Here is a 24,142-nt window from a genome sequence, read left to right as displayed (position 1 = left end):
TTCCGGGGTGCCTGGGGTCTGCTGCTGTCGGCGCTGACCGGGAACGGGGACGTGGTCTTCGGTACCACCGTCAACGGCCGCCCCGAGGAGCTTCCGGGTGCCGAGTCCATGGTCGGCCTGTTCATCAACACCGTGCCGGTGCGTGTCCGGCTGCACCCCGGCGAGTCCGTGGCGGAGCTGTTCGGCCGGTTGCAGGAGGAGCAGTCCGCGCTGCTCGGGCACCACCATCTGGGGCTGGCGGACATCCAACGGCTCGCGGGCGGGGGCGAGTTGTTCGACACAGCGATGATCTTCGAGAACTACCCCCTCGACCGTGCCCAGCTCGACGGACTGGTGGACGGGGTACGCGTCACCGACGCCCAGGCCCGTGACGCCGACCACTACGCCATGAGCCTGACCGTGATCCCCGCAGACCACATCGAACTGCGGCTGCGCTACCGGCAGGACCTGTTCACCCCGGCGGACGCCGAGACCGTCTCCGCCCGCCTGACCGGCCTGCTCCAGGCTCTGGCAGAGCTGCCGCAGCGGGGGGTGGGGCAGGTGGAGTCGCTGCTCTCCGGTGAGTTGGAGCGGTTGGGTGTCTGGTCGGCTGGTCCGGTTCGGGGGTTGCCGGGTGGGTCGTTGCCGGAGTTGTTCGCGGCGCGGGTGGTGAGTTCTCCGGGTGCGGTGGCTGTGGTTGCCGGGGATGTTGAGTTGTCGTATGCGGAGCTGGCTGCGCGGGTGGGGGGTTTGGCTGGGCGCCTGGTCGAGTGTGGTGTTGGGCCGGGTGGGCGTGTGGTGGTGGCGTTGCCTCGGTCGGTGGAGTTGGTGGTGGCGTTGTTGGCGGTGCAGTGGGTGGGTGCTGCGTATGTGCCGGTGGATCCGGAGTATCCGGCGGAGCGGATCGCGCATATCCGTGAGGATGCGGGCGCGGTGCTGGTGCTGACGCCTGAGGTGTTGCGGGAGGCGGTGGATGCGGGGGGTGCGTGGTCTGGTTCTCTTCCGTCTCCGGTGGCGGGTGGAGTGGCGTATGTGATCTATACGTCCGGTTCGACGGGTCGGCCGAAGGGTGTGGTGGTCGGTCAGTCGGCGTTGGTGAATTTCTTGTCGTCGATGGTTGAGCGGTTCCCGATGGGGGTGGGGGAGCGGCTTGTTGCGGTGACGACGGTGGCTTTCGATATCGCGGGGTTGGAGTTGTTCCTGCCGTTGGTGCAGGGGGCTGCGGTGGTGATCGCGGGTCGGGACGAGGTTCGTGATCCGCACGCTCTGGCTGGGCTTGTGGCGGAGCACAAGGCGTCGGTGGTGCAGGGGACGCCGAGTCTGTGGCGGGCGGTGGTGGATCAGGCACCGGAGGCGGTACGCGGTCTGCGGGTGTTGGTCGGCGGTGAAGCTCTTCCGGCTGATCTCGCTTTGCAGCTGGGGGAGTTGGCGGCCGACGTCACCAATCTCTACGGGCCGACGGAGACCACCATCTGGTCCACGGCGGCGACGGTGGGTGCCGGGGGTGAGGTGTCGATCGGGTCGCCGATCGGGAACACCCGGGCGCATGTGCTGGACGGGTGGCTGCGGCCGGTGGTGCCTGGTGTGGCGGGTGAGTTGTATATCGCCGGGGCGGGGTTGGCGTACGGGTATCACCGGCGTCCGGGGCTGACGGCGGAGCGGTTCGTCGTCGATCCGTACGGTGCGCCCGGAGAGCGGATGTATCGCACCGGGGATGTGGTGCGTTGGCGTGCCGATGGGCAGCTTGAGTATCTGGGGCGTGCCGATCACCAGGTGAAGGTGCGTGGGCATCGGATCGAGCCCGGTGAGATCGAGGCTGTTCTTGCTGGTCAGGAGGGTGTCGGGCAGGCCGTGGTGGTGGCCCGTGAGGACACCTCCGGTGATCAGCGCCTGGTCGCCTATCTCGTACCGGCTTCGGTTTCCGGGACCCCGGACACGGCCGCTCTGCGGGATGCGCTGGCCGCGACCCTGCCCGCGTACATGGTGCCGTCGGCGTTCGTGGTGCTGGGCTCTCTTCCGCTGACCCCGAACGGCAAGCTCGACCGGGCCGCGCTGCCCGCACCGGAGTACCAGGCGGTGGCCGGCGGGCGAGGGCCGCGTACCGCGCAGGAGACGATCCTGTGCGAGCTGTATGCCGACGTCCTCGGAGTCGACCAGGTCGGCATCGACGACAGCTTCTTCGAGCTGGGCGGGCACTCTCTGCTGGCCACCCGGCTGGTCAGCCGTATTCGGACCGTCACCGGGGCCGAGCTATCCGTCCGGGCGGTGTTCGACGCCCCCACGGTGGCGGGGCTGGCCGGGCTGCTGGACGGTACGGGAACGGAGCCGGGCCGGGACCGTGTCCGGCTGCGGCCGATGCCGCGTCCGGAGCTGGTCCCTCTCTCCTTCGCCCAGCAACGGCTGTGGTTCCTCAACCAGTTCGAGGGCAACCGGGCGTCCTACAACCTGCCTCTGCTCACTCGCCTGACCGGCCCGCTCGACCGCGACGCCCTCGCCGAGGCGCTGCGGGATGTGGTGGAGCGGCACGAGAGCCTGCGCACCCGCTTCCCCGACCACGAAGGCGAACCCCGTCAAGAGGTCGTACCGGCCGAGCCGCGACTCGCCGTCGTCCACACCACGGAACAGGAACTGCTGCGGGAGGCCACGGCGACCTCAGCCACGGGCTTCGATCTGGCGGTCGAACTCCCGCTGCGCTCCACGTTGTTCGTGCTCGGGGAGGAAAGCTACGCGCTGCTGTTGGTGGTGCATCACATCGTCGCGGACGGCTGGTCGATGGCACCGTTGGCCCGTGATCTGTCGGAGGCGTACGCGGCGCGGTTGGCGGGAGGCGGCGCGCCGGGCTGGGTCGAGTTGCCGGTCCAGTACGTGGATTACACGTTGTGGCAGCGGGAGTTGCTGGGTTCGGAGGACGACGACGAGGGGAGCCTGCTGAGCCGGCAGGTCGGGTACTGGCGTGAGTCGTTGGCCGGGCTGCCTGAGGAACTCCAGCTCCCAACGGACCGTCCACGCCCCGCCGTTGCGACCAACAAGGGTGCCGCCGTCGGCTTCACCGTCAGCGAGGAACTGCACGCCGGCATCACGCGGTTCGCTCGCGAGAACGGCGCGACGGTGTTCATGGTGGCGCAGGCGGCGCTGGCGACGCTGCTGACCCGGCTCGGTGCGGGTACGGACGTCCCGCTGGGCACGCCGATCGCGGGGCGTACCGACGAGGCCCTCGACGATCTGATCGGGTTCTTCGTCAACAATCTCGTGCTGCGTACCGACACCTCGGGCGATCCCACCTTCCGCCAGCTTCTGGAGCGCGTCCGCGAGACGAACCTCTCGGCGTACGCGCATCAGGACGTGCCGTTCGAGCGGCTGGTGGAGGTGCTGAACCCGGAGCGGTCGTTGGCCCGGCATCCGCTCTTCCAGGTCATGCTGGCGGTGCAGAACAACGCCGAGCCGCGCCTTGAACTGGCCGGTCTGGACAGCGAGTTGCAGTCCGCCGGAATCCAGGCCGTCAAGCTGGACCTGTGGTTCAACCTCGTCGAGGAGCGCGACGGCATCGTCGGCGAGGTCCAGTACGCGACCGACCTGTACGACGAGGGTACGGTGCAGGCCCTCGCCGACCGGTTCGTACAGACGCTGGCCGCGCTGACCGCTGACCCCGACCAGCGCGTCGGCCAGGCCGAGATTCTCACTTCCGGTGAGTTGGAGCGGTTGGGTGTCTGGTCGGCTGGTCCGGTTCGGGGGTTGCCGGGTGGGTCGTTGCCGGAGTTGTTCGCGGCGCGGGTGGTGAGTTCTCCGGGTGCGGTGGCTGTGGTTGCCGGGGACGTCGAGTTGTCCTACGCGGAGCTGGCTGCGCGGGTGGATGGCTTGGCGCGGTGGCTGGTCGAGCGGGGTGTTGGGCCGGGTGGGCGTGTGGTGGTGGCGTTGCCTCGGTCGGTGGAGTTGGTGGTGGCGTTGCTCGCGGTGCAGCGCGTCGGGGCTGCGTATGTGCCGGTGGATCCGGAGTATCCGGCGGAGCGGATCGCGCATATCCGTGAGGATGCGGGTGCGGTGCTGGTGCTGACGCCGGATGTGCTGCCTGCGTTCGGTGGTGGAGTGGAGGGCTTCGAAGGCGGCCTGTCTTCGGTGCTGGGGTCTGCGGCGTATGTGATCTATACGTCTGGTTCGACGGGTCGGCCGAAGGGTGTGGTGGTCGGTCAGTCGGCGTTGGTGAATTTCCTGTCGTCGATGGTTGAGCGGTTCCCGATGGGGGTGGGGGAGCGGCTTGTTGCGGTGACGACGGTGGCTTTCGATATCGCGGGCCTTGAGTTGTTCCTGCCGTTGGTGCAGGGGGCTGCGGTGGTGATCGCGGGTCGGGAGAGTGTGCGTGATCCGCACGCTCTGGCTGGGCTTGTGGCGGAGCACAAGGCGTCGGTGGTGCAGGGGACGCCGAGTCTGTGGCGGGCGGTGGTGGATCAGGCACCGGAGGCGGTACGCGGTCTGCGGGTGCTGGTCGGCGGTGAAGCTCTTCCGGCTGATCTCGCTTTGCAGCTGGGGGAGTTGGCGGCCGACGTCACCAATCTCTACGGGCCGACGGAGACCACCATCTGGTCCACGGCGGCGAAGGTGGGTGCCGGGGGTGAGGTGTCGATCGGGTCGCCGATCGCCAACACCCGGGTCCATGTCCTCGACGACCGTCTCCGTCTCGTTCCGCCGGGTGTGGCGGGCGAGTTGTATATCGCCGGTGAGGGGCTGGCGTACGGATATCACCGGCGTCCGGGACTGACGGCGGAACGCTTCACTGCCGATCCGTACGGTGCGCCCGGAGAGCGGATGTATCGCACCGGGGATGTGGTGCGCTGGCGTGCCGACGGTCAGCTTGAGTATCTGAGTCGTGCCGATCATCAGGTGAAGCTGCGTGGGCATCGGATCGAGCCCGGTGAGATCGAGGCCGCACTCATCCGCCATGGGGGCGCTGGGCAGGCCGTAGTGGTCATGCGGGAGGACGTTTCTGGTGATCAGCGTCTGGTCGCCTATGTCGTCCCGGGGGCTGAGGCGCTCGATCCGGATGCCTTGCGTGATGCGCTGGCCGGGCTGCTGCCCGCGTACATGGTGCCGTCGGCGTTCGTCGTCCTGGATGCGCTGCCGCTGACCCCGAACGGCAAGCTGGACCGTGCCGCTCTGCCGGTGCCGGAGTACGACACGGCCGCCGCCAAGGGTCGGGGTCCCCGTAACGCGCAGGAGGAGATCCTCTGCGAGCTGTACGCCAACGTCCTCGGCGTGGACCAGGTCGGCATCGACGACAACCTCTTCGAGCTCGGTGGTCACTCCCTTCTCGCGATCCGGCTGGTCAGCCGTATCCGGGCCGCGCTGGGCATCGAACTGCCCCTACAGGCAGTCTTCGAGGCACCGACGATCGCAACGCTGTCGGGCCGCCTGGCGGGGACGGCCGATGCGCGCAGTGGGTTGCAGCCCATGCCCCGGCCGGTGCGGGTGCCGTTGTCGTTCGCGCAGCGTCGGCTCTGGTTCCTCAACCAGTTGGAGGCGGCGGGGTCGGGCTACAACATGTCCTTCTCCGTCCGGCTGACGGGTGAGCTGGACCGGGATGCCATGGCCGCCGCGCTGCGGGATGTGGTGGAGCGGCACGAGAGCCTGCGCACCCGCTTCCCCGATCACGAGGGCGAGCCCTACCAGGCCGTCGTCGGCGACCCGGTCGACTACCCGGCGCTCACCGTCGTGGAGACCACCTCGGTCGACCTCGACGCCCGCCTCGGCGCGACCGCAGCCAAGGGCTTCGTGCTGGCGGACGAACTCCCGCTGCGGGCAACGCTGTTCGCGCTGTCGCCCACCGACCACGTCCTGCTGCTCGTCGTGCACCACATCGCGGGTGACGGCACCTCCATGGCACCGCTGGCCCGTGACCTGTCGGAGGCGTACGCGGCGCGGCGAAGTGGCCGTACGCCCGGCTGGCAGCCGCTGCCCGTGCAGTACGCGGACTACACCCTCTGGCAGCGCGAGCTGCTCGGCTCGGAGGGGAACGAGGGGAACGAGGGGAACGAGGAGAGCCTGCTGAGCCGGCAGGTCGGGTACTGGCGTCAGACGCTGGCCGGGCTTCCGGAGGAACTCCAGCTGCCAACAGACCGACCCCGCCCGGCAGTTGCGGCCAACGAGGGCGCTGCCGTGGACCTGGAGATCGACGGCGTACTGCACGCCGCCATCACCCGTCTCGCCCGCGACAACGGGGCGACCGTCTTCATGGTCGCCCAGACCGCGCTGGCCACGCTGCTGACCCGGCTCGGCGCAGGCACCGACATCCCGCTCGGGACGCCGATCGCGGGCCGTACCGACGAAGCCCTGGACGACCTGGTCGGGTTCTTCGTCAACACGCTGGTACTGCGCACCGACACGTCAGGTGATCCCACCTTCCGTGAACTCCTGGACCGGGTCCGCGAGACGAACCTCTCGGCGTACGCGCATCAGGACGTGCCGTTCGAGCGGCTGGTGGAACTCCTCAACCCGCAGCGCTCCCTCGCCCGGCACCCCCTCTTCCAGACCATGCTCGCCGTCGAGAACGCGGGCGAGGCCGACCTCGTACTCCCGGGTGTCGTCACCGAATCGACGACGCCCGGCACGCCCGTCGCGAAGTTCGACCTGTCCGTCAGCCTCACCGAACGGCGGGCCGCCGACGGGGATCCCGACGGGATCCACTGCGTCATCCAGTACGCGACCGACTTGTTCGACGAGCGCACGGTGCGGGCGCTCGCCGACCGGTTCACGCGGACGCTGGCGGTGGCCGTCCTGGACCCGGAGCAGCGGCTCAGCCGTATCGAGGTGCTCACCGCCGCCGAGCGGGACGAGGTGTCGGCCTGGTCCCACGGGCCGGTGCGCGCGCTGCCCGAGACGTCGCTCGCGGAGCTGTTCGAGGCCCAGGCCGCCCGTACTCCGGACGTCACCGCCCTGGTCCACGGCGACGCCGAACTGACCTACGCCGAGCTCAACGCCCGCGCCAACCGGCTGGCCCGGCACCTGGCCGGCCAGGGCACGGGGCCTGAGACGCCGGTCGGGATCCTGATGGAGCGGTCTGTCGATCTGCTGGTGGCGATCCTGGCCGTCGTCAAGGCGGGCGGGGTCTACGTTCCGCTGGACGGCCGGGCTCCGGTCTCGCGGTTGCGGCAGGTGCTGGCCGACGTCGGAGCCGGTCTGCTGCTCACCGACGCGGCGTTCCGGGAGGCTGCGGAAGCGGTCCATGACGGCACGCTGCTCGTCGCCGGGGCTAAGACGGGCTGGCCTACGGACTGGCCTACGGACGGCGATGGCGAAGGCGACGACGACCGGAACCCGGGTGTGCGGGTCCGGCCGGATCAGCTCGCCTACGTGATGTTCACGTCCGGTTCGACCGGTACGCCCAAGGGCGTCGCGGTCCGCCAGCGGGACGTGGTCGCGCTGGCGCGCGACGGCCGTTTCGCCGGCACGGCCCACGAGCGGGTGCTGATGCACGCGCCGCACTCGTTCGACGCGTCGACGTACGAGATCTGGGTGCCGTTGCTGGCCGGCGGCACCATGGTGCTCGCCCCGAACGTCCCCCTCGACGGGGCCGCCGTCGCCCGCCTGATCGAGGACCACGGCGTGACGGCGATGCTGGCCGTCGCCGGGCTGTTCACCGTGCTGGCGGAGGAGGCGCCCGAGTGCTTCCGGGGGCTGCGCGAGGTGTGGACGGGCGGTGACGTGGTGCCCGCCACGGCGGTACGTCCGGTGCTCCGCGCCTGCCCCGGCGTCACCGTCGTGAGCAGCTACGGCCCGACCGAGACCACCCTGTACGTGACCGCGCACGCGATGCCCGACCTGGGCCGGGTCCCGGACGTGGTTCCTCTGGGCGTTCCGCTCGACAACGCCCGGCTGTACGTACTGGACTCGTCGCTGCGGCCGGTGCCGGCCGGGGTGGCGGGCGAGTTGTACATCGCGGGCGCGGGACTGGCGCGCGGGTATGTGAACCGTCCCGCGCTGACCGCCGAGCGGTTCGTGGCGAACCCGCTGGGCGGCCCGGGGGCGCGGATGTACCGCACCGGGGACCTGGCCCGCTGGAACCGCGCCGGGTACCTGGAGTTCCTCGGACGCGCCGACGACCAGGTCAAGATCCGTGGATTCCGGGTCGAGCCGGGCGAGATCGAAGCGGTTCTGGCCCGCCACGAGGACGTCACCCAGGCCGTCGTGACAGTCCGTCAGGACAGCCTCGGCGGTGCGAGTATCGGCGGTGCGAGTCCCGGCGGTAGGAGTCTGGGCGGTAAGCGTCTCGTCGGTTACGTCGTGCCCGCCGACCCCGGCCGGAAGCCGGAACCGGCGGCGCTGCGCGACCACGTGGCACGCGTGCTCCCGGAGTACATGGTCCCCTCTGCCTTCGTCGTGCTCGACGGTCTCCCGCTGACCGTGAACGGCAAGCTGGACCGCGCCGCCCTGCCCGCGCCCGAGCACGACGCGGCGGCGGGCGGCGGACGGGGCCCGCGCACGGAGCGCGAGAAGGTCCTGTGCGAACTGTTCGCCGATCTCCTCGGCGTCGAGCGGGTCGGCATCGACGACAGCTTCTTCGACCTGGGCGGACACTCGCTGCTGGCCACCCGGCTGGTCAGCCGCCTGCGGACGGCCCTGAAGGTCGAACTTCCGCTGCTGGCCGTCTTCGAGACCCCGACCGTCGCGGGACTGGCCGAGCGCCTCAAGGACACCGCGCCGGCCCGCCCGGTACTACGGCGGATGAACCGCCCTAAGGAGTTGTCGTGATACCTCTGTCGTTCGCCCAGCAACGGCTGTGGTTCCTCAACCAGTTCGAGGGCGGCGGGGCCGGCGGGGCCTCCTACAACATGCCGCTGTTCGTCCGGCTCAGCGGGCGACTGGACCGCGACGCTCTCGCCGAGGCGCTGCGGGACGTGGTGGAGCGGCACGAGAGCCTGCGCACCCGCTTCCCCGACCGCGACGGTCAGCCGTACCAGCGCATCGTGTCCGACCGGGCCGCCTATCCGGCGCTCACTGTCGAGGAAGTGACCGCGACCGATCTCGACGCCCGTGTAGGCGAGGCCGCCGACGAGGGCTTCGCCCTGGCCGACGAACTCCCGCTGCGCGCCCGCCTGTTCGTGCTCGGCCCCGACGAGCACGCCCTGCTTCTGGTCGTGCACCACATCGCGGCCGACGGCTGGTCGATGGTGCCGCTGGCCCGCGACCTGTCGGAGGCGTACGCGGCGCGGTTGGCGGGAGGCGGCGCGCCCGGCTGGGGCGAGTTGCCGGTCCAGTACGTGGATTACACGTTGTGGCAGCGGGAGTTGCTCGGCTCGGAGGACGACGAGGACAGCCTGCTGAACCGGCAGGTCGGGTACTGGCGTGAGACGCTGGCCGGCCTGCCGGAGGAACTCCAGCTCCCAACAGACCGGCCACGTGCGGCAGTTGCCAGCAACGTGGGCGCCGCCGTCGAGCTGGAGATCGCGGGTGACGTCCACGCCGGGATGGCCCGCCTAGCCCGTGAGAACGGTGCCACGGTCTTCATGGTCGCGCAGGCGGCGCTGGCGACGCTGCTGACCCGGCTCGGGGCCGGTACGGACGTTCCGTTGGGCACGCCGATCGCGGGCCGCACCGACGAGGCGTTGGACGACCTGATCGGGTTCTTCGTCAACAACCTCGTGCTGCGCACCGACACGTCCGGCGATCCCACCTTCCGTGAGCTGCTCGGCCGGGTCCGCGAGACGAGCCTCACCGCGTACGCGCATCAGGACGTGCCGTTCGAGCGGCTGGTGGAGGTGCTGAACCCGGAGCGGTCGTTGGCCCGGCATCCGCTCTTCCAGGTCATGCTGGCGGTGCAGAACAACGCCGAGCCGCGTCTCGAACTGGCCGGTCTGAACGGTGAGTTGGAGACTGTCGGAACCCATGCCGTCAAGCTGGACCTGTGGTTCGACCTCGCCGAACGGCACACCGCCGACGGAGCCCCGGACGGCATCGGCGGTGCCGTCCAGTACGCCACCGACCTGTTCGACGAGCGCACGGTGCGGGTACTGGCGGACCGGTTCGTCCGCGTGCTGACAGCAGCGGTGAAGAACCCGGACCAGCGCGTCGGCCAGGCCGAGATTCTCACTTCCGGTGAGTTGGAGCGGTTGGGTGTCTGGTCGGCTGGTCCGGTTCGGGGGTTGCCGGGTGGGTCGTTGCCGGAGTTGTTCGCGGCGCGGGTGGTGAGTTCTCCGGGTGCGGTGGCTGTGGTTGCCGGGGACGTCGAGTTGTCCTACGCGGAGCTGGCTGCGCGGGTGGATGGCTTGGCGCGGTGGCTGGTCGAGCGGGGTGTTGGGCCGGGTGGGCGTGTGGTGGTGGCGTTGCCTCGGTCGGTGGAGTTGGTGGTGGCGTTGCTCGCGGTACAGCGCGTCGGGGCTGCGTATGTGCCGGTGGATCCGGAGTATCCGGCGGAGCGGATCGCGCATATCCGTGAGGATGCGGGCGCGGTGCTGGTGCTGACGCCGGATGTGCTGCCTGCGCTCGGTGGTGGAGTGGAGGGCTTCGAAGGCGGCCTGTCTTCGGTGCTGGGGTCTGCGGCGTATGTGATCTATACGTCCGGTTCGACGGGTCGGCCGAAGGGTGTGGTGGTCGGTCAGTCGGCGTTGGTGAATTTCCTGTCGTCGATGGTTGAGCGGTTCCCGATGGGGGTGGGGGAGCGGCTTGTTGCGGTGACGACGGTGGCTTTCGATATCGCGGGCCTTGAGTTGTTCCTGCCGTTGGTGCAGGGGGCTGCGGTGGTGATCGCGGGTCGGGACGAGGTTCGTGATCCGCACGCTCTGGCTGGGCTGGTGGCGGAGCACAAGGCGTCGGTGGTGCAGGGGACGCCGAGTCTGTGGCGGGCGGTCGTGGACCAGGCGCCGGAGGCGGTGCGGGGGTTGCGGGTGCTTGTGGGTGGTGAGGCGCTGCCTAAGGATCTCGCGTTGCAGCTGGGGGAGTTGGCGGCCGACGTCACCAATCTCTACGGGCCGACGGAGACCACCATCTGGTCCACGGCGGCGAAGGTGGGTGCCGGGGGTGAGGTGTCGATCGGGTCGCCGATCGCCAACACCCGGGTCCATGTCCTCGACGACCGTCTCCGTCTCGTTCCGCCGGGTGTGGCGGGCGAGTTGTATATCGCCGGTGAGGGGCTGGCGTACGGATATCACCGGCGTCCGGGACTGACGGCGGAACGCTTCACTGCCGATCCGTACGGTGCGCCCGGAGAGCGGATGTATCGCACCGGGGATGTGGTGCGCTGGCGTGCCGACGGTCAGCTTGAGTATCTGAGTCGTGCCGATCATCAGGTGAAGCTGCGTGGGCATCGGATCGAGCCCGGTGAGATCGAGGCCGCGCTCATCCGGCACGGGGCTGTTGGTCAGGCCGTGGTGGTGGCCCGTGAGGACACCCCCGGCGATCAGCGCCTCGTCGCCTACCTCGTACCGGCCTCGGCTTCCGGCACCCCGGACACGGCCGCCCTGCGTGACGCACTGGCCGCGACCCTCCCCGCGTACATGGTGCCGTCGGCGTTCGTCGTCCTGGATGCGCTGCCGCTGACCCCGAACGGCAAGCTGGACCGTGCCGCTCTGCCGGTGCCGGAGTACGACACGGCCGCCGCCAAGGGGCGTGGCCCCCGTAACGCGCAGGAGGAGATCCTCTGCGAGCTGTACGCCAACGTCCTCGGCGTGGACCAGGTCGGCATCGACGACAACCTCTTCGAGCTCGGTGGTCACTCCCTTCTCGCGATACGGCTGGTCAGCCGTATCCGGGCCGCGCTGGGCATCGAACTGCCCCTACAGGCAGTCTTCGAGGCACCGACGATCGCAACGCTGTCGGGCCGCCTGGCGGGGACGGCCGGTGCGCGCAGTGGGTTGCAGCCCATGCCCCGGCCGGTGCGGGTGCCGTTGTCGTTCGCGCAGCGTCGGTTGTGGTTCCTCAACCAGTTGGAGGCGGCGGGGTCGGGCTACAACATGTCCTTCTCCGTCCGGCTGACGGGTGAGCTGGACCGGGATGCCATGGCCGCCGCGCTGCGGGACGTGGTGGAGCGGCACGAGAGCCTGCGCACCCGCTTCCCCGATCACGAGGGCGAGCCCTACCAGGCCGTCGTCACGATCGGGTCCGCCGGGTCCGCTGGGTCTGCCGGGGCCGTCGGGCCGGAACTGGCTGTCGTCGACACGGTCGAGGCGGAGTTGGACCGGGCTGTCGCCGCCGTGACGGGCACCGGGTTCGACCTGGCGGTGGATCTCCCGCTGCGGGCAACGCTGTTCGCGCTGTCGCCCACCGACCATGTGCTGCTGCTCGTGGTCCACCACATCGCGGGTGACGGCACCTCCATGGCACCGCTGGCCCGCGACCTCTCCACCGCGTACGCGGCGCGGCGAAGTGGCCGTACGCCCGGCTGGCAGCCGCTGCCCGTGCAGTACGCGGACTACACCCTCTGGCAGCGCGAGCTGCTCGGCTCGGAGGAGAACGAGGAGAGCCTGCTGGCGCGCCAAGTCGGGTTCTGGCGCGAGTCGTTGGCCGGTCTGCCCGAGGAACTCCAACTGCCCACCGACCGGCCCCGCCCGGCCACCGCCACCAACAACGGCGCTGCCGTGGACCTGGAGATCGACGGCGCGCTGCACGCCGCCATCACCCGCCTCGCCCGCGACAACGGGGCGACCGTCTTCATGGTCGCCCAGACCGCGCTGGCCACGCTGCTGACCCGGCTCGGCGCAGGCACCGACATCCCGCTCGGGACGCCGATCGCGGGCCGTACCGACGAAGCCCTCGACGACCTCGTCGGGTTCTTCGTCAACACGCTGGTGCTGCGCACCGACACCTCCGGCGACCCCACCTTCCGCGAACTCCTCGGCCGGGTCCGCGAAACCGACCTGGCCGCCTACGCCCATCAAGACGTGCCGTTCGAGCGGCTGGTGGAACTCCTCAACCCGCAGCGCTCCCTCGCCCGGCACCCCCTCTTCCAGACCATGCTCGCCGTCGAGAACGCGGGCGAGGCGCGGCTCGATCTGCCGGGGCTGAGCACCAACTCCCGTATGGCGGGCGTCGGCGCGGCCAAGTTCGATCTGTCCGTCAGCATGACGGAGCGGCACACCGGCGACGGCAGTCCCGACGGAGTGCACTGCATCCTGCACTACACCACCGACCTGTTCGACGAGAGCACGGTGCGGGCGATCGCCGACCGGTTCACGCGGACGCTGGCCGCGGCGGTGGCGGACCCCGACCAGACCATCAGCCAGGCCGAGATCCTCACCGCCCGCGAGCGCGCCGAGCTGGCCGACTGGTCGGCGGGACCGGCCTGGGAGCAGCCCGACGCCACGGTTCCGGAACTGTTCGAGGCCCGGGTCGCCCGTACCCCGGACGCCACCGCCCTGGTCTACGGCGACACCGAACTCACCTACGCCGAGCTCAACGCCCGTGCGAACCGGCTGGCCCGGCTGCTGGCGGGCCGGGGCGTGGGGCCGGAACGGTGTGTGGCGGTGGCCCTGCCTCGGTCGGCCGACCTGATCGTGGCCCGGCTCGCCGTACTGAAGGCGGGAGCCGCCTACCTTCCGATCGACCTGAAGTACCCGGTCGAGCGGATCCGGTTCATGCTGGCCGACGCCGCCCCGGTCCTGGTCGTCACCACCGTCGCCGACGCCGAGGAACTGCCCGCGGCCGGTGTCGAGACCCTCGCCCTGGACGACCCGCGCGTGACCGTCGTCCGGGACCGCGCCGACGGCGGCGACCTGACCGACCGCGACCGGCACGCGCCGCTGCGCGCCGACCACCCGGCGTACGTCATCTACACCTCAGGGTCGACGGGACGCCCCAAGGGCATCGTGTCCACCCACCGGGGGGCCGCGCCGTTCGCCCGGACTCTCGCGGAACGGTTCGCCGTCACCCCCGACAGCCGGATCCTCCAGTTCGCGTCGCCGAGTTTCGACTCGACGTTCCTCGAGGAGTGCATGTCGCTGCTCAGCGGGGCCACCCTGGTGGGCGCTCCGGCGGAACGGCTGCGTCCGGGACCCGAGCTCGCGGAACTCCTCGGCAGCGGGCTGGCCAGCCACGTCCTGCTCATCCCGTCCGTACTGGCCCTGCTGCCGGAGGGCTCGCTCCCCGACGACCTGGTCCTCGGCGTCGGCGGTGAGGCGTGCTCGGCCGAACTCGTGGACCGCTGGGCGGCGGGCCGTCGTATGGTCAACGCGTACGGCCCCAGCGAGTCGACCGTGTGTCTCACCTTCACCGATCCGATGCTGCCCGGCCGGGGGACGCCGTCCATCGGGCGTCCCGCCCACGGGTCCCGGTGTTACGTGCTGGACTCCCGGCTTCAGCCGGTGCCGGCGGGCGTGACCGGTGAGCTGTACATCGCCGGCGAGGGACTGGCCCGCGGCTACCTCAACCGTGCCGCCCTCACCGCGGACCGCTTCCCTGCCTGCCCGTTCGGCCAGCCCGGTGCCCGCATGTACCGCACCGGCGACCTGGCCCGCTGGAACCAGGACGGCGAGCTCGAATACCTCGGCCGCGAGGACGACCAGGTCAAGATCCGGGGCATGCGCATCGAGCCCGGCGAGATCGAGGCCGCCGTCGTCCGCCACGACAGCGTCGGCCAGGCCGTGCTGGTCGTCCGCGAGGACACGCCCGGTGACCAGCGACTCGTCGCGTACGTCGTACCGGAGGGGGACCGGACACCCAGTACGGATGGGGGCGTGGACGGGGGTGTGGACGTGGCGGCGCTGCGGGGCCATCTGGCCTCCGTGCTGCCCGCTCACATGGTGCCGTCGGCCGTCGTCGTCCTCGACGCCCTGCCGCTGATGCCCAACGGCAAACTCGACCGCAAGGCGCTGCCCGTGCCGGACGCGGCCGGTACGGCGTCCGGGCGCGCGCCGCGCAGTGACCGGGAGAAGGTGCTGTGCGAGCTGTTCGCCGATCTCCTCGGCGTCGAACAGGTCGGCATCGACGACCGGTTCTTCGACCTGGGCGGCGACAGCATCGTGTCGATCCAGTTGGTCTCCCGGGCGCGCGCGGCGGGTCTGAAGATCACCCCGCGCGATGTGTTCGAACGCCAGACGGTCGAGGGCCTCGCCCTGGTGGCCACCGAGAGCGATCAGACACCGGTGGAGGAGGCGGGCGCCGGAACCGGTGCGCTGCTGCCGACGCCGGTCATGCGCCAGACGCTGGACTCCGGCCGGCCGATCGGCCGCTTCAGCCAGGCGATGCTGCTGCGCGTCCCGCCGAAACTGGGCACCGACGCCCTGACGGCGGCTCTGCAAGCGGTACTTGACCGGCACGACGCGCTGCGGATGCGGGTGGAGACGCGGGTCACTCCCGCAGACGGCGACGAGGAGGCGTGGGCCCTGGAGATCGCCGCCGTCGGAGCCGTCCGCGCCGCCGACCTCATACGCCGAATAGACGTCATCGGGCTGGACGGCGATGACCTGGCGGAGATCGTCGCCGTCGAGGCCGAGGCTGCCCGGGGGCGGCTGGATCCCGGCGAGGGGGTGATGGCCCAGGCCGTCTGGTTCGACGCCGGGCCCGTCCGCTCCGGGCGGCTGTCGCTGGTCGTGCACCACCTGGCGGTGGACGGCGTCTCCTGGCGCGTGCTGCTGCCCGACCTCGCCCAGGCGTGGCAGGCCGCGGCGGACGGCCGGCCCCCCGTACCGGAACCGGTGGGCACCTCGTTGCGGACCTGGACCGGGAAACTGGCCGCGGAAGCCGTGAACCCGGCCCGGCTGGCCGAACTCCCCTTGTGGCTCGCCGCGTTGGAAGGTACGGGCGCAAGCGGCGGCACCGACCCGCTGCTCGGGGACCGTCCGCTCGACCCCGCCACGGACGTGGCCCGCACCGCCCGTACCGTCACGGTCGTCGTGCCGCCGGAGCGGACCGAGCCGCTGCTGACCCAGCTCCCGGCGCGGTTCCACGCGGGCGTCAACGACGTCCTGCTGACCGCGCTGACCCTGGCCGTCGGACGCCATCGCGGCCTCGGCGACGGCACCGGCGTCCTCGTCGACCTGGAGAGTCACGGCCGCGAAGGGCTCGCCGGGATCTCCGACAGCCTCGAACTGTCCCGTACGGTCGGCTGGTTCACCTCGGTGTACCCGGTGCGGCTGGACCCGGGGCCGTTCGACGAGGCCGCCGTGTGGGACGGCGGGCAGGACGCCGGCACCGTGCTCAAGCGGATCAAGGAGCAGTTGCGGGCCGTCCCGGACCACGGCATCGGATACGGGCTGCTGCGCCACCTCAACCCGGACACCGCCGCGGAGTTGAGCGCCGCGCCCGTACCGCAGATCGCGTTCAACTACCTGGGGCGGGTTCCGGTGCAGCCGGCCGAGGACTGGTCGCCCGCCGGCGAGGGCTCGACGGCGGGTTCCGGCTCCGATCCCGGCATGCCCCTCACCCACGTGCTCACCGTCGACGCGGTGACCATGGACACCCCTCGCGGGCCGGAACTGCACGTGTCCTGGTCCTGGGCGGGGGGAGTGCTGTCCGAAGCGGCCGTGCGCGAACTCGCCGACGGCTACACCGACGCGCTGGACGCGCTGGCGCGGCACGCCGCGCTGCCGGACAGCGGCGGACGTACCCCGTCGGACCTGTCGCTGCTGAGCCTGTCGCAGTCCGACATCGACGACCTCGAACTGACATGGAGGAAGCGGAAGTGACTCAGCGGGACTTGGAGGACATTCTGCCTCTGGCACCCTTGCAGGAAGGGCTGCTGTTTCACGCGCTGTACGACGAGCAGGCCCCGGACGTGTACGTCACCCAGCTCTGCCTGGGGGTGGAGGGGCCGCTCCACCCGGGGGTGCTGAAGGCGTCGGTGCACGCGCTGCTGCGCCGGCACGCCAACCTGCGTGCCGGGTTCGTGTCGGCGCGCTCCCGGACCGTGCAGGTCATCCCCCGTGAGGTGGACGTGCCGTGGGAGGACGTCGACCTGACCGGGCTGGACGCGTCGGGGCAGGACGTGCCTGGGCAGGAGGCGTCGGGGCAGGGCGCGTCTGAGCAAGAGGCCGCGCTTGCCGCGTGGCTGGAGCAGGACAAGGTCCGGCGGTTCGAGCTGGACGATCCGCCGCTGCTGCGGTTCACGCTCATCCGCCTGGGCGAGGGACGCCACCGACTGGTGCTCACCAGTCACCACGTACTGCTGGACGGCTGGTCCCTGCCCATCCTCCTGCGGGAGTTGTTCGCGCTGTACGCGCAGGGCGGCGCGGAGACCGGTCTGCCGCCGGTGACCCCGTACCGCGACTACCTGGCGTGGGTGGCGGGCCAGGACCGTACGGTCGCGGAGGCGGCCTGGCGGGAGGCGCTGGCCGGTCTCGGCCAGCCGACCCGGCTCAGCGGGGCCGAGCCCGGCCGGGCCGCGCCGGACCGGACCGGACACCTGGTCGTGGAGCTGCCCGAGGAGTTCACCGGGCGGCTGTCGGCCGCGGCCCGTGGTCACGGGGTGACCACGAACACCGTGGTGCAGTTGGCGTGGGCCGTGCTGCTGAGCCGGCTGACCGGCCAGGACGACGTGGTGTTCGGCGCGATGGTCGCCGGGCGGCCGGCGGAGATCCCCGGCATCGAGTCGATGGTCGGGCTGTTCATCAACACGGTGCCCGTGCGGGTCGCCCTCGACCCCGCCGAGACGCTGGGCGAGACGCTGACCCGCGTCCAGCGGCAGCAGGCCCGACTGCTCGCCCACCAGCACCTCGGACTGGCGGAGATCCAGAACCTGGCGGGCGGCGGGCAGCTCTTCGACACCGTCGTCGCCTTCGAGAACTACCCCCTCGACATGTCGGCGGCCTCCGGCCTGGAGGCAGGCGGCTCAGGGCCCTCGTCGGCTGCCGGAGCGGCGCAGCAGCTCCGCATCACCTCGGCGGAGACCCGCAGCGTCACCCACTACCCGCTGAGCCTGCTGGTGATGCCCGGTCGCGGACTGAGACTGCGGCTGGACTACCAGGCCGACGTCCACGACCACGCCCAAGTCCGGGAACTGGCCGACCGGTTCACCACGGTGCTGACGGCCGTCGTGGACGACCCCGGCCTGCGCGTGGGCCGCCTCGGCCTCCTCACGGCCGCCGAACGCGAGCGCCTGGCCGCGTGGTCCAACGGCCCCGCGAGCGACGTGTCCGGCGCGACGTTCCCGGAGCTGTTCGAGGCCCGGGCCGCCCGTACCCCGCACGCCACAGCACTGTCGTACCAGGACACGACGGTCCGGGACACGAAGGTTCAGGGCACGACGGTTCAGGGCACGACGGTCCAAGCCGTGACGGTGTCCTACGGCGATCTCAACGCCCGCGCGAACCGGCTCGCCCGGCTGCTCGTGGAGCGGGGCGTCGGACCGGGCCGGTATGTCGCGGTCGCGCTGCCCCGCTCGCCGGACCTGATCGCGGCCCGCCTCGCCGTCCTCAAGGCCGGGGCCGCCTACCTCCCCATCGACCTGCGGTATCCCGCCGACCGGATCCAGTACATGCTGGCCGACACCGGCCCGGTGCTGACCGTCACCACGACGCACGACGCCGCCGGTCTGCCGGACACCGGCGTCCCCGTCCTGGCGCTGGACAGCACAGACACCGTCCGCGCCTGGGACGCCCAGGACGACCGCGACCTCACCGACGCCGACCGCGGTCACCCGTTCGGCCCCGACCACCCGGCCTACGTCATCTACACCTCGGGGTCCACCGGCCGCCCCAAGGGCATCGTCAGCACCCACCGAGGCGTGGCCCCGTTCGCGCAGACCCTCAAAGAGCGCTTCGCCATCACCCCGGACAGCCGCGTCCTGCAGTTCGCGTCGCCGAGTTTCGACTCCACGTTCCTGGAGGAGTGCATGGCGCTCCTCAACGGAGCGACCCTCGTCCTGGCACCGGCCGAGCAGCTCGTCCCCGGCCCCGAACTCGCCCGCCTCCTCAGGAGCGGTACGGCGACCCACGTCCTCCTCATCCCCTCGGTGCTCGCCCTGCTGCCCCCGGACGCCCTGCCGCCGCAGCTCGTCCTCGGCGTCGGCGGCGAACCCTGCCCGCCCGAGCTGATCACCCGCTGGGCCTCCGGTCGGCGCATGGTCAACGCGTACGGTCCCAGCGAGTCCACCGTGTGCGTCAGCTTCACCACGCCGCTCGCACCCCACCCGGCCCCGCCGCCGATCGGGCACCCGACGCACGCCTCGCAGTGCCACGTCCTCGACCGCGGCCTCCAGCCCGTGGCCCCGGGCGTCACCGGCGAGCTGTACATCGCGGGCGAGGGCCTGGCCCGCGGCTACCTCAACCGCCAGGTGCTGACCGCCGAACGGTTCGTCGCCAACCCGTACGGCGCTCCCGGCGCGCGGATGTACCGCACCGGCGACCTGGCCCGCTGGCGGGCGGACGGGCAGCTCGAGTACCTCGGCCGCACCGACCACCAGATCAAGATCCGCGGCATGCGCATCGAACCCGGCGAGATCGAGACCGCGCTGCTCAGCCTCCCGGGCATCACGCAGTCCACGGTCGTCATGCGCGAGGACGTCCCCGGCGACCAGCGCCTCGTGGCCTACGTCGTAGGTGCCGACGGCGTACCGGCCGACGACGCCCCCCGCGCGGATTCCCGCCCGGACCCCGGCGCGCTGCGCGACGCGCTCTCCGCCGTGCTGCCCGCACACCTGGTCCCCACCGCCATCGTGCCGCTCGACGCCCTGCCGCTCATGCCCAACGGCAAACTCGACCGGGCCGCGCTGCCGGTCCCCGCGTACGAGGCGGCGGCCGGCGGCCGGGGCCCGCGCACCGAGCAGGAAGAGGCGCTGTGCCGCCTGTTCGCCGACGTGCTGGGAGTGGAGCGGGTCGGCATCGACGACAGCTTCTTCGACCTGGGCGGACACTCGCTGACGGCGACTCGCCTGGTGAGCCGGATCCGGGCCGAGCTGGAGATCGAACTGCCCTTGCAGGCGGTGTTCGAGGCCCCGACGGTCGCCGCCCTGTCCAAGCACCTCGCGGGGACGACGTCCGACGCCCGCGCCGGGCTGCGTCCGATGCCGCGACCGGAGCTGATCCCGCTCTCCTTCGCCCAGCAACGCCTGTGGTTCCTCAACCAGTTCGAGGCCGGCCGGGTCGCGTACAACATGCCGCTGGCGGTACGCCTCACCGGCGACCTGGACCGGGACGCCATGGCCGCCGCGCTGCGGGACGTGGTGCAGCGGCACGAGAGCCTGCGCACCCGCTTCCCCGAACAGGACGGCCGCCCGTACCAACTCGTCGACCCCGCCGACCTCACCGCCTCCGCCGCCGTCGTACCGCCGCTGTCGGTCGTCGACACCACGGAAGAGCGACTGGAGCAGGAGATCACGGCCGCCTCGTCCATCGGTTTCGACCTCGCGACGGAACTGCCCCTGCGCGCCACCCTGTTCGTCCTGGGCCCGGACACGTACGCGCTCCTTCTCCTCGTCCACCACATAGCCGGCGACGGCTGGTCGATGCTGCCGCTGGCCCGCGACCTGTCGGAGGCGTACGCGGCACGGCTGGCCGGAGGGCCGCCCGGCTGGGGGGAGTTGCCGGTGCAGTACGTGGACTACACGTTGTGGCAGCGGGAGTTGCTGGGTTCCGAGGACGACGAGGACAGCGTGCTGTCCCGCCAGGTCGGCTACTGGCGTGAGTCGCTGGCCGGCCTTCCGGAGGAACTGCGACTGCCAACGGACCGCCCCCGCCCGGCAGTCGCCACCAACGAGGGCGCTGCCGTCGACCTGGCGATCGGCGGTGAGGTGCACGCCGCGATGGCCCGCCTCGCCCGCGAGAACGGGGCGACCGTCTTCATGGTGGCGCAGGCCGCGCTGGCCACGCTGCTGACCCGGCTCGGCGCAGGCACCGACATCCCGCTCGGGACGCCGATCGCGGGCCGTACCGACGAGGCACTGGACGACCTGGTCGGGTTCTTCGTCAACACGCTGGTGCTGCGCACCGACACGTCAGGTGATCCGACCTTCCGCGAACTCCTGAACCGGGTCCGCGACACCGACCTGGCCGCCTACGCCCACCAGGACGTGCCGTTCGAGCGGCTGGTGGAGGTGCTGAACCCGCAGCGTTCCCTCGCCCGGCATCCCCTCTTCCAGACGATGCTGGCCGTCGAGAACGCGGGCGAGGCGGCCCGTCTCGACCTGCCGGGTCTGAGCACCGCACCGCAGCCCGGCGGATCCGGCACCGTCAAGTTCGACCTGTGGTTCAACCTCGCCGAACGGCGCACCGCCGACGGTGATCCCGACGGCATCCACGGGACCGTCCAGTACGCGACCGAACTCTTCGACCCGGCCACCGTCCAGGGCCTCGCCGACCGTTTCCTTCGCGTACTGACCGCGCTGACCGGTCACCCCGACCGGCCCATCGGCCAGGCCGCCGTCCTCGCCGCCGGCGAGCTGAAGCAGCTCACGGCCTGGTCCCACGGGCCGGTCCGCGCACTGCCCGAGGCATCGCTGCCGGAACTGTTCGAGGCCCAGGCCGCCCGCACCCCGGACGCCACCGCCCTGGTCCACGCCGACACCGAACCCATCTACGCCGAACCCATCTACGCCGAACCGACCCGCACCGAACTGACCCGTACCGAACTGACCCGTACCGAACTGACCCGTACCGAACTGACCCGTACCGAACTGACCTACGCCCAACTCCACGCCCGTTCCAACCAGTTGGCACGGCTGCTGGTCGCGCGGGGCGTCGGTCCGGAGACGATCGTGGCGGTGGCCCTGCCGCGTTCACCGGAACTGGTGGTGGCGCTGCTGGCGGTGCTCAAGACGGGCGGTGCCTACCTGCCGCTCGACCTCGACCACCCGGCCGAGCGGATCGCCTACCAACTCGCGGACTGCGCACCGGCGGCCGTGATCACCACCCAGGAGGCGGCCGTCCCCTGGCCGGCCGGCCTCCCGGTGCTCATCCCGGGCGGCGCGGAGACCTCGGCGGCGCTCCGGGCACTCAGCCCGCTGGACCTCACGGACCACGACCGGACCGGCCCCGACCTGCCCGGTCATCCCGCCTACGTCATCTACACGTCCGGCTCCACGGGACGGCCCAAGGGCGTGGTCGTCGAGCGCGGGGCGGTGGCCGGTTATCTGGCCTGGTGCGCGTCTGCCTATCCCGCGCTGACCGGTAGTACGGTGCTGCACTCCCCGGTCACCTTCGACCTGACCGTGACCGGCCTGCTGGGCACGCTCGCGGCGGGCGGACGCGTCCACCTGTCCGCCCTGGAGGAGCACCTGGAGGAGCAGCGGGCGGAGCAGTGGGCGGACACCCCGCCGCCGACCTTCCTGAAAGCCACCCCCAGCCATCTGCCGCTGCTGGTCGCGCTGCCGCCGGGCACCGCGTCTCCCACCGGCCAACTGGTCCTGGGCGGCGAGCAGTTGCCGGGTGCGGCGCTGGACGCGTGGCGGCGGCTGCACCCGGACACGGTGGTGGTCAACGAGTACGGACCGACGGAGGCGACGGTCGCCTGCGCGGAGTTCCGGCTCCGTCCCGGCGATCCGACACCCGCCGGGCCGGTACCGATCGGGCGGCCGTTCGCGAACAGCGCGCTCTACGTCCTGGACGAGTGGCTGCGGCCGGTGGCACCCGGCGTGCCCGGTGAGCTGTACATCGCGGGCGCGGGTCTGGCGCGGGGCTATCTGAACCGGCCCGGCCTGTCCGCCGAACGGTTCGTCGCCGATCCGTACGGCGCTCCCGGCACGCGGATGTACCGCACCGGCGACCTGGCCCGCCGGCGTGCCGACGGCGAACTCGTCTACCTGGGACGGACGGACGACCAGATCAAGCTGCGCGGCCACCGCATCGAACCCGGCGAGATCGAGACCGCCCTCACCCGCCTCCCAGGCATCGGCCGCGCCGTGGTCGTCGTCCGCGAGGACCGCCCCGGCGACCAACGCCTCGTCGCCTACCTCGTACCGGACGCGAACAGGCTTGACGCGGAAGGGGAGTTGGACGCGGCCGATCCTGCCGTGGAGCTCTCCGCCGTGCTGCCCGCCTACATGGTGCCCTCGGCGTTCGTCACCGTCGACACGCTCCCGCTGACCGCGAACGGCAAGCTCGACCGCGCCGCCCTGCCCGCGCCCGAGTACGCGGCGACGCAAGGGGGCCGCGGGCCGCGCACCCCGGGCGAGGCGACGCTGTGCGAGCTGATCGCCGACCTGCTCGGGGTCGAACGGGTCGGCGTCGACGACAGCTTCTTCGACCTCGGCGGCCACTCGCTGCTCGCCATGAAGCTGCTCAGCGCCATCCACAGCGCCTTCGGTACGAGGCTGTCGATCGCGGACGTGTTCCGCACCCCGACCGCGGCGGGCCTGGCCCGCTCGCTCGACGGGGACGCCGACGGGGTCATCGGCGGAGGCATCGGCGGAGGCATCGGCGCGGACCCGTTCGAGCCTCTGCTGCCGCTGCGCACCGGCGGCCGTCGTCCCGCACTCTTCTGTGTGCATCCGGCGGGCGGTCTGAGCTGGCCCTACGCGGGACTGCTGCGGCACCTGGACCCGGAGCAGCCGGTGTACGGGCTCCAGGCGCCGGGTCTCACCCGTCCCGACGCGGCCGACGGCACCGTGGCGGACCTCGCCGGGACCTACGCCGAACTGATCAAGGGCGTCCAGCCGACGGGTCCGTACCATCTGCTCGGCTGGTCCCTCGGCGGAGTGCTCGCGCACGCCGTCGCCGAGCAACTCCAGCGCGACGGCGAGGAGGTGGCCGTCCTCGCGCTGATGGACGCCTACCCGATGCCCCCGCGCACACCGTCCGCCGAGCAGCCGGCGGAGTTCGACGACCACTCCCTCCTGGAACTCCTCGTCGAGTTCCTCGGAGCCGACCGCCAGGACGGCACCGGCGGCACCACCCCGCTCACCGTCCCGGAGACGCTCGCCCTGGTCCGCAAGAGCACCCCGTGGGCGCTGGAGGAGGAGCATCTGGAGGCGTTCCTGCGCACCTACCGCAGCAACCAGCGGATGTTCCACCGGCACACGCCCGGCCGGTTCCGGGGTGACGTCCTGCACTTCACGGCGGTCGAGGGCCGCACCGCCGACGCACCGCTCGCGGAGGACTGGGAGCCCCACGTGACCGGCCGTATCCAGGCGCACCGCGTGGACTCCACCCACGACGCCATGTGCGCCCCGGAGCCGCTCGGCCAGGTGGGCGCCGTACTGGCCGCCGTCATGGGCGGTACGGGCGTCGGTGGCGTCGAGGGCGGGGGGTTGCCGACGGCGTAACGGTGGTCATCGCCGATGCCTCCGGCCGCCCCCGGCCGGAGAGTGGGCGGC

3 protein-coding genes (1 of these 3 running past the window's edge) are annotated in these 24,142 nt (G+C 71.5%); all 3 read left to right on the top strand.

The genetic code is table 11. The features are described 5' to 3' along the window. Tightly spaced (each overlapping or abutting the next), the 3 genes in view from OG352_RS19575 to OG352_RS19565 form a layout consistent with a single transcriptional unit that may run on beyond the window. A protein-coding gene (locus OG352_RS19575) for a non-ribosomal peptide synthetase (RefSeq protein ID WP_329218547.1) crosses the window boundary here: on the top strand, positions 1-8,718 show its 3' portion. The gene continues 5,754 nt to the left of window position 1, outside the view; the window shows 8,718 of its 14,472 coding nt (coding positions 5,755-14,472); its start codon lies off the left edge, out of view; its stop codon occupies positions 8,716-8,718. Further along, entirely contained in the window at positions 8,715-16,583 is a 7,869-nt protein-coding gene (locus OG352_RS19570; protein WP_329218546.1) for a non-ribosomal peptide synthetase, read from the top strand. The genes OG352_RS19575 and OG352_RS19570 overlap by 4 nt, the downstream gene beginning before the upstream one ends. Further along, complete coding sequence (locus OG352_RS19565) at positions 16,580-24,091, top strand: non-ribosomal peptide synthetase (RefSeq protein WP_329218544.1); 7,512 nt, start codon at positions 16,580-16,582, stop codon at positions 24,089-24,091. The genes OG352_RS19570 and OG352_RS19565 overlap by 4 nt, the downstream gene beginning before the upstream one ends. Positions 24,092-24,142: the final 51 nt, after the last annotated feature.

The organism is Streptomyces sp. NBC_01485, assembly GCF_036227125.1.
Classification (GTDB): Bacteria; Actinomycetota; Actinomycetes; order Streptomycetales; family Streptomycetaceae; genus Streptomyces.
This window is presented reverse-complemented; position numbering and strand designations above follow the sequence as displayed.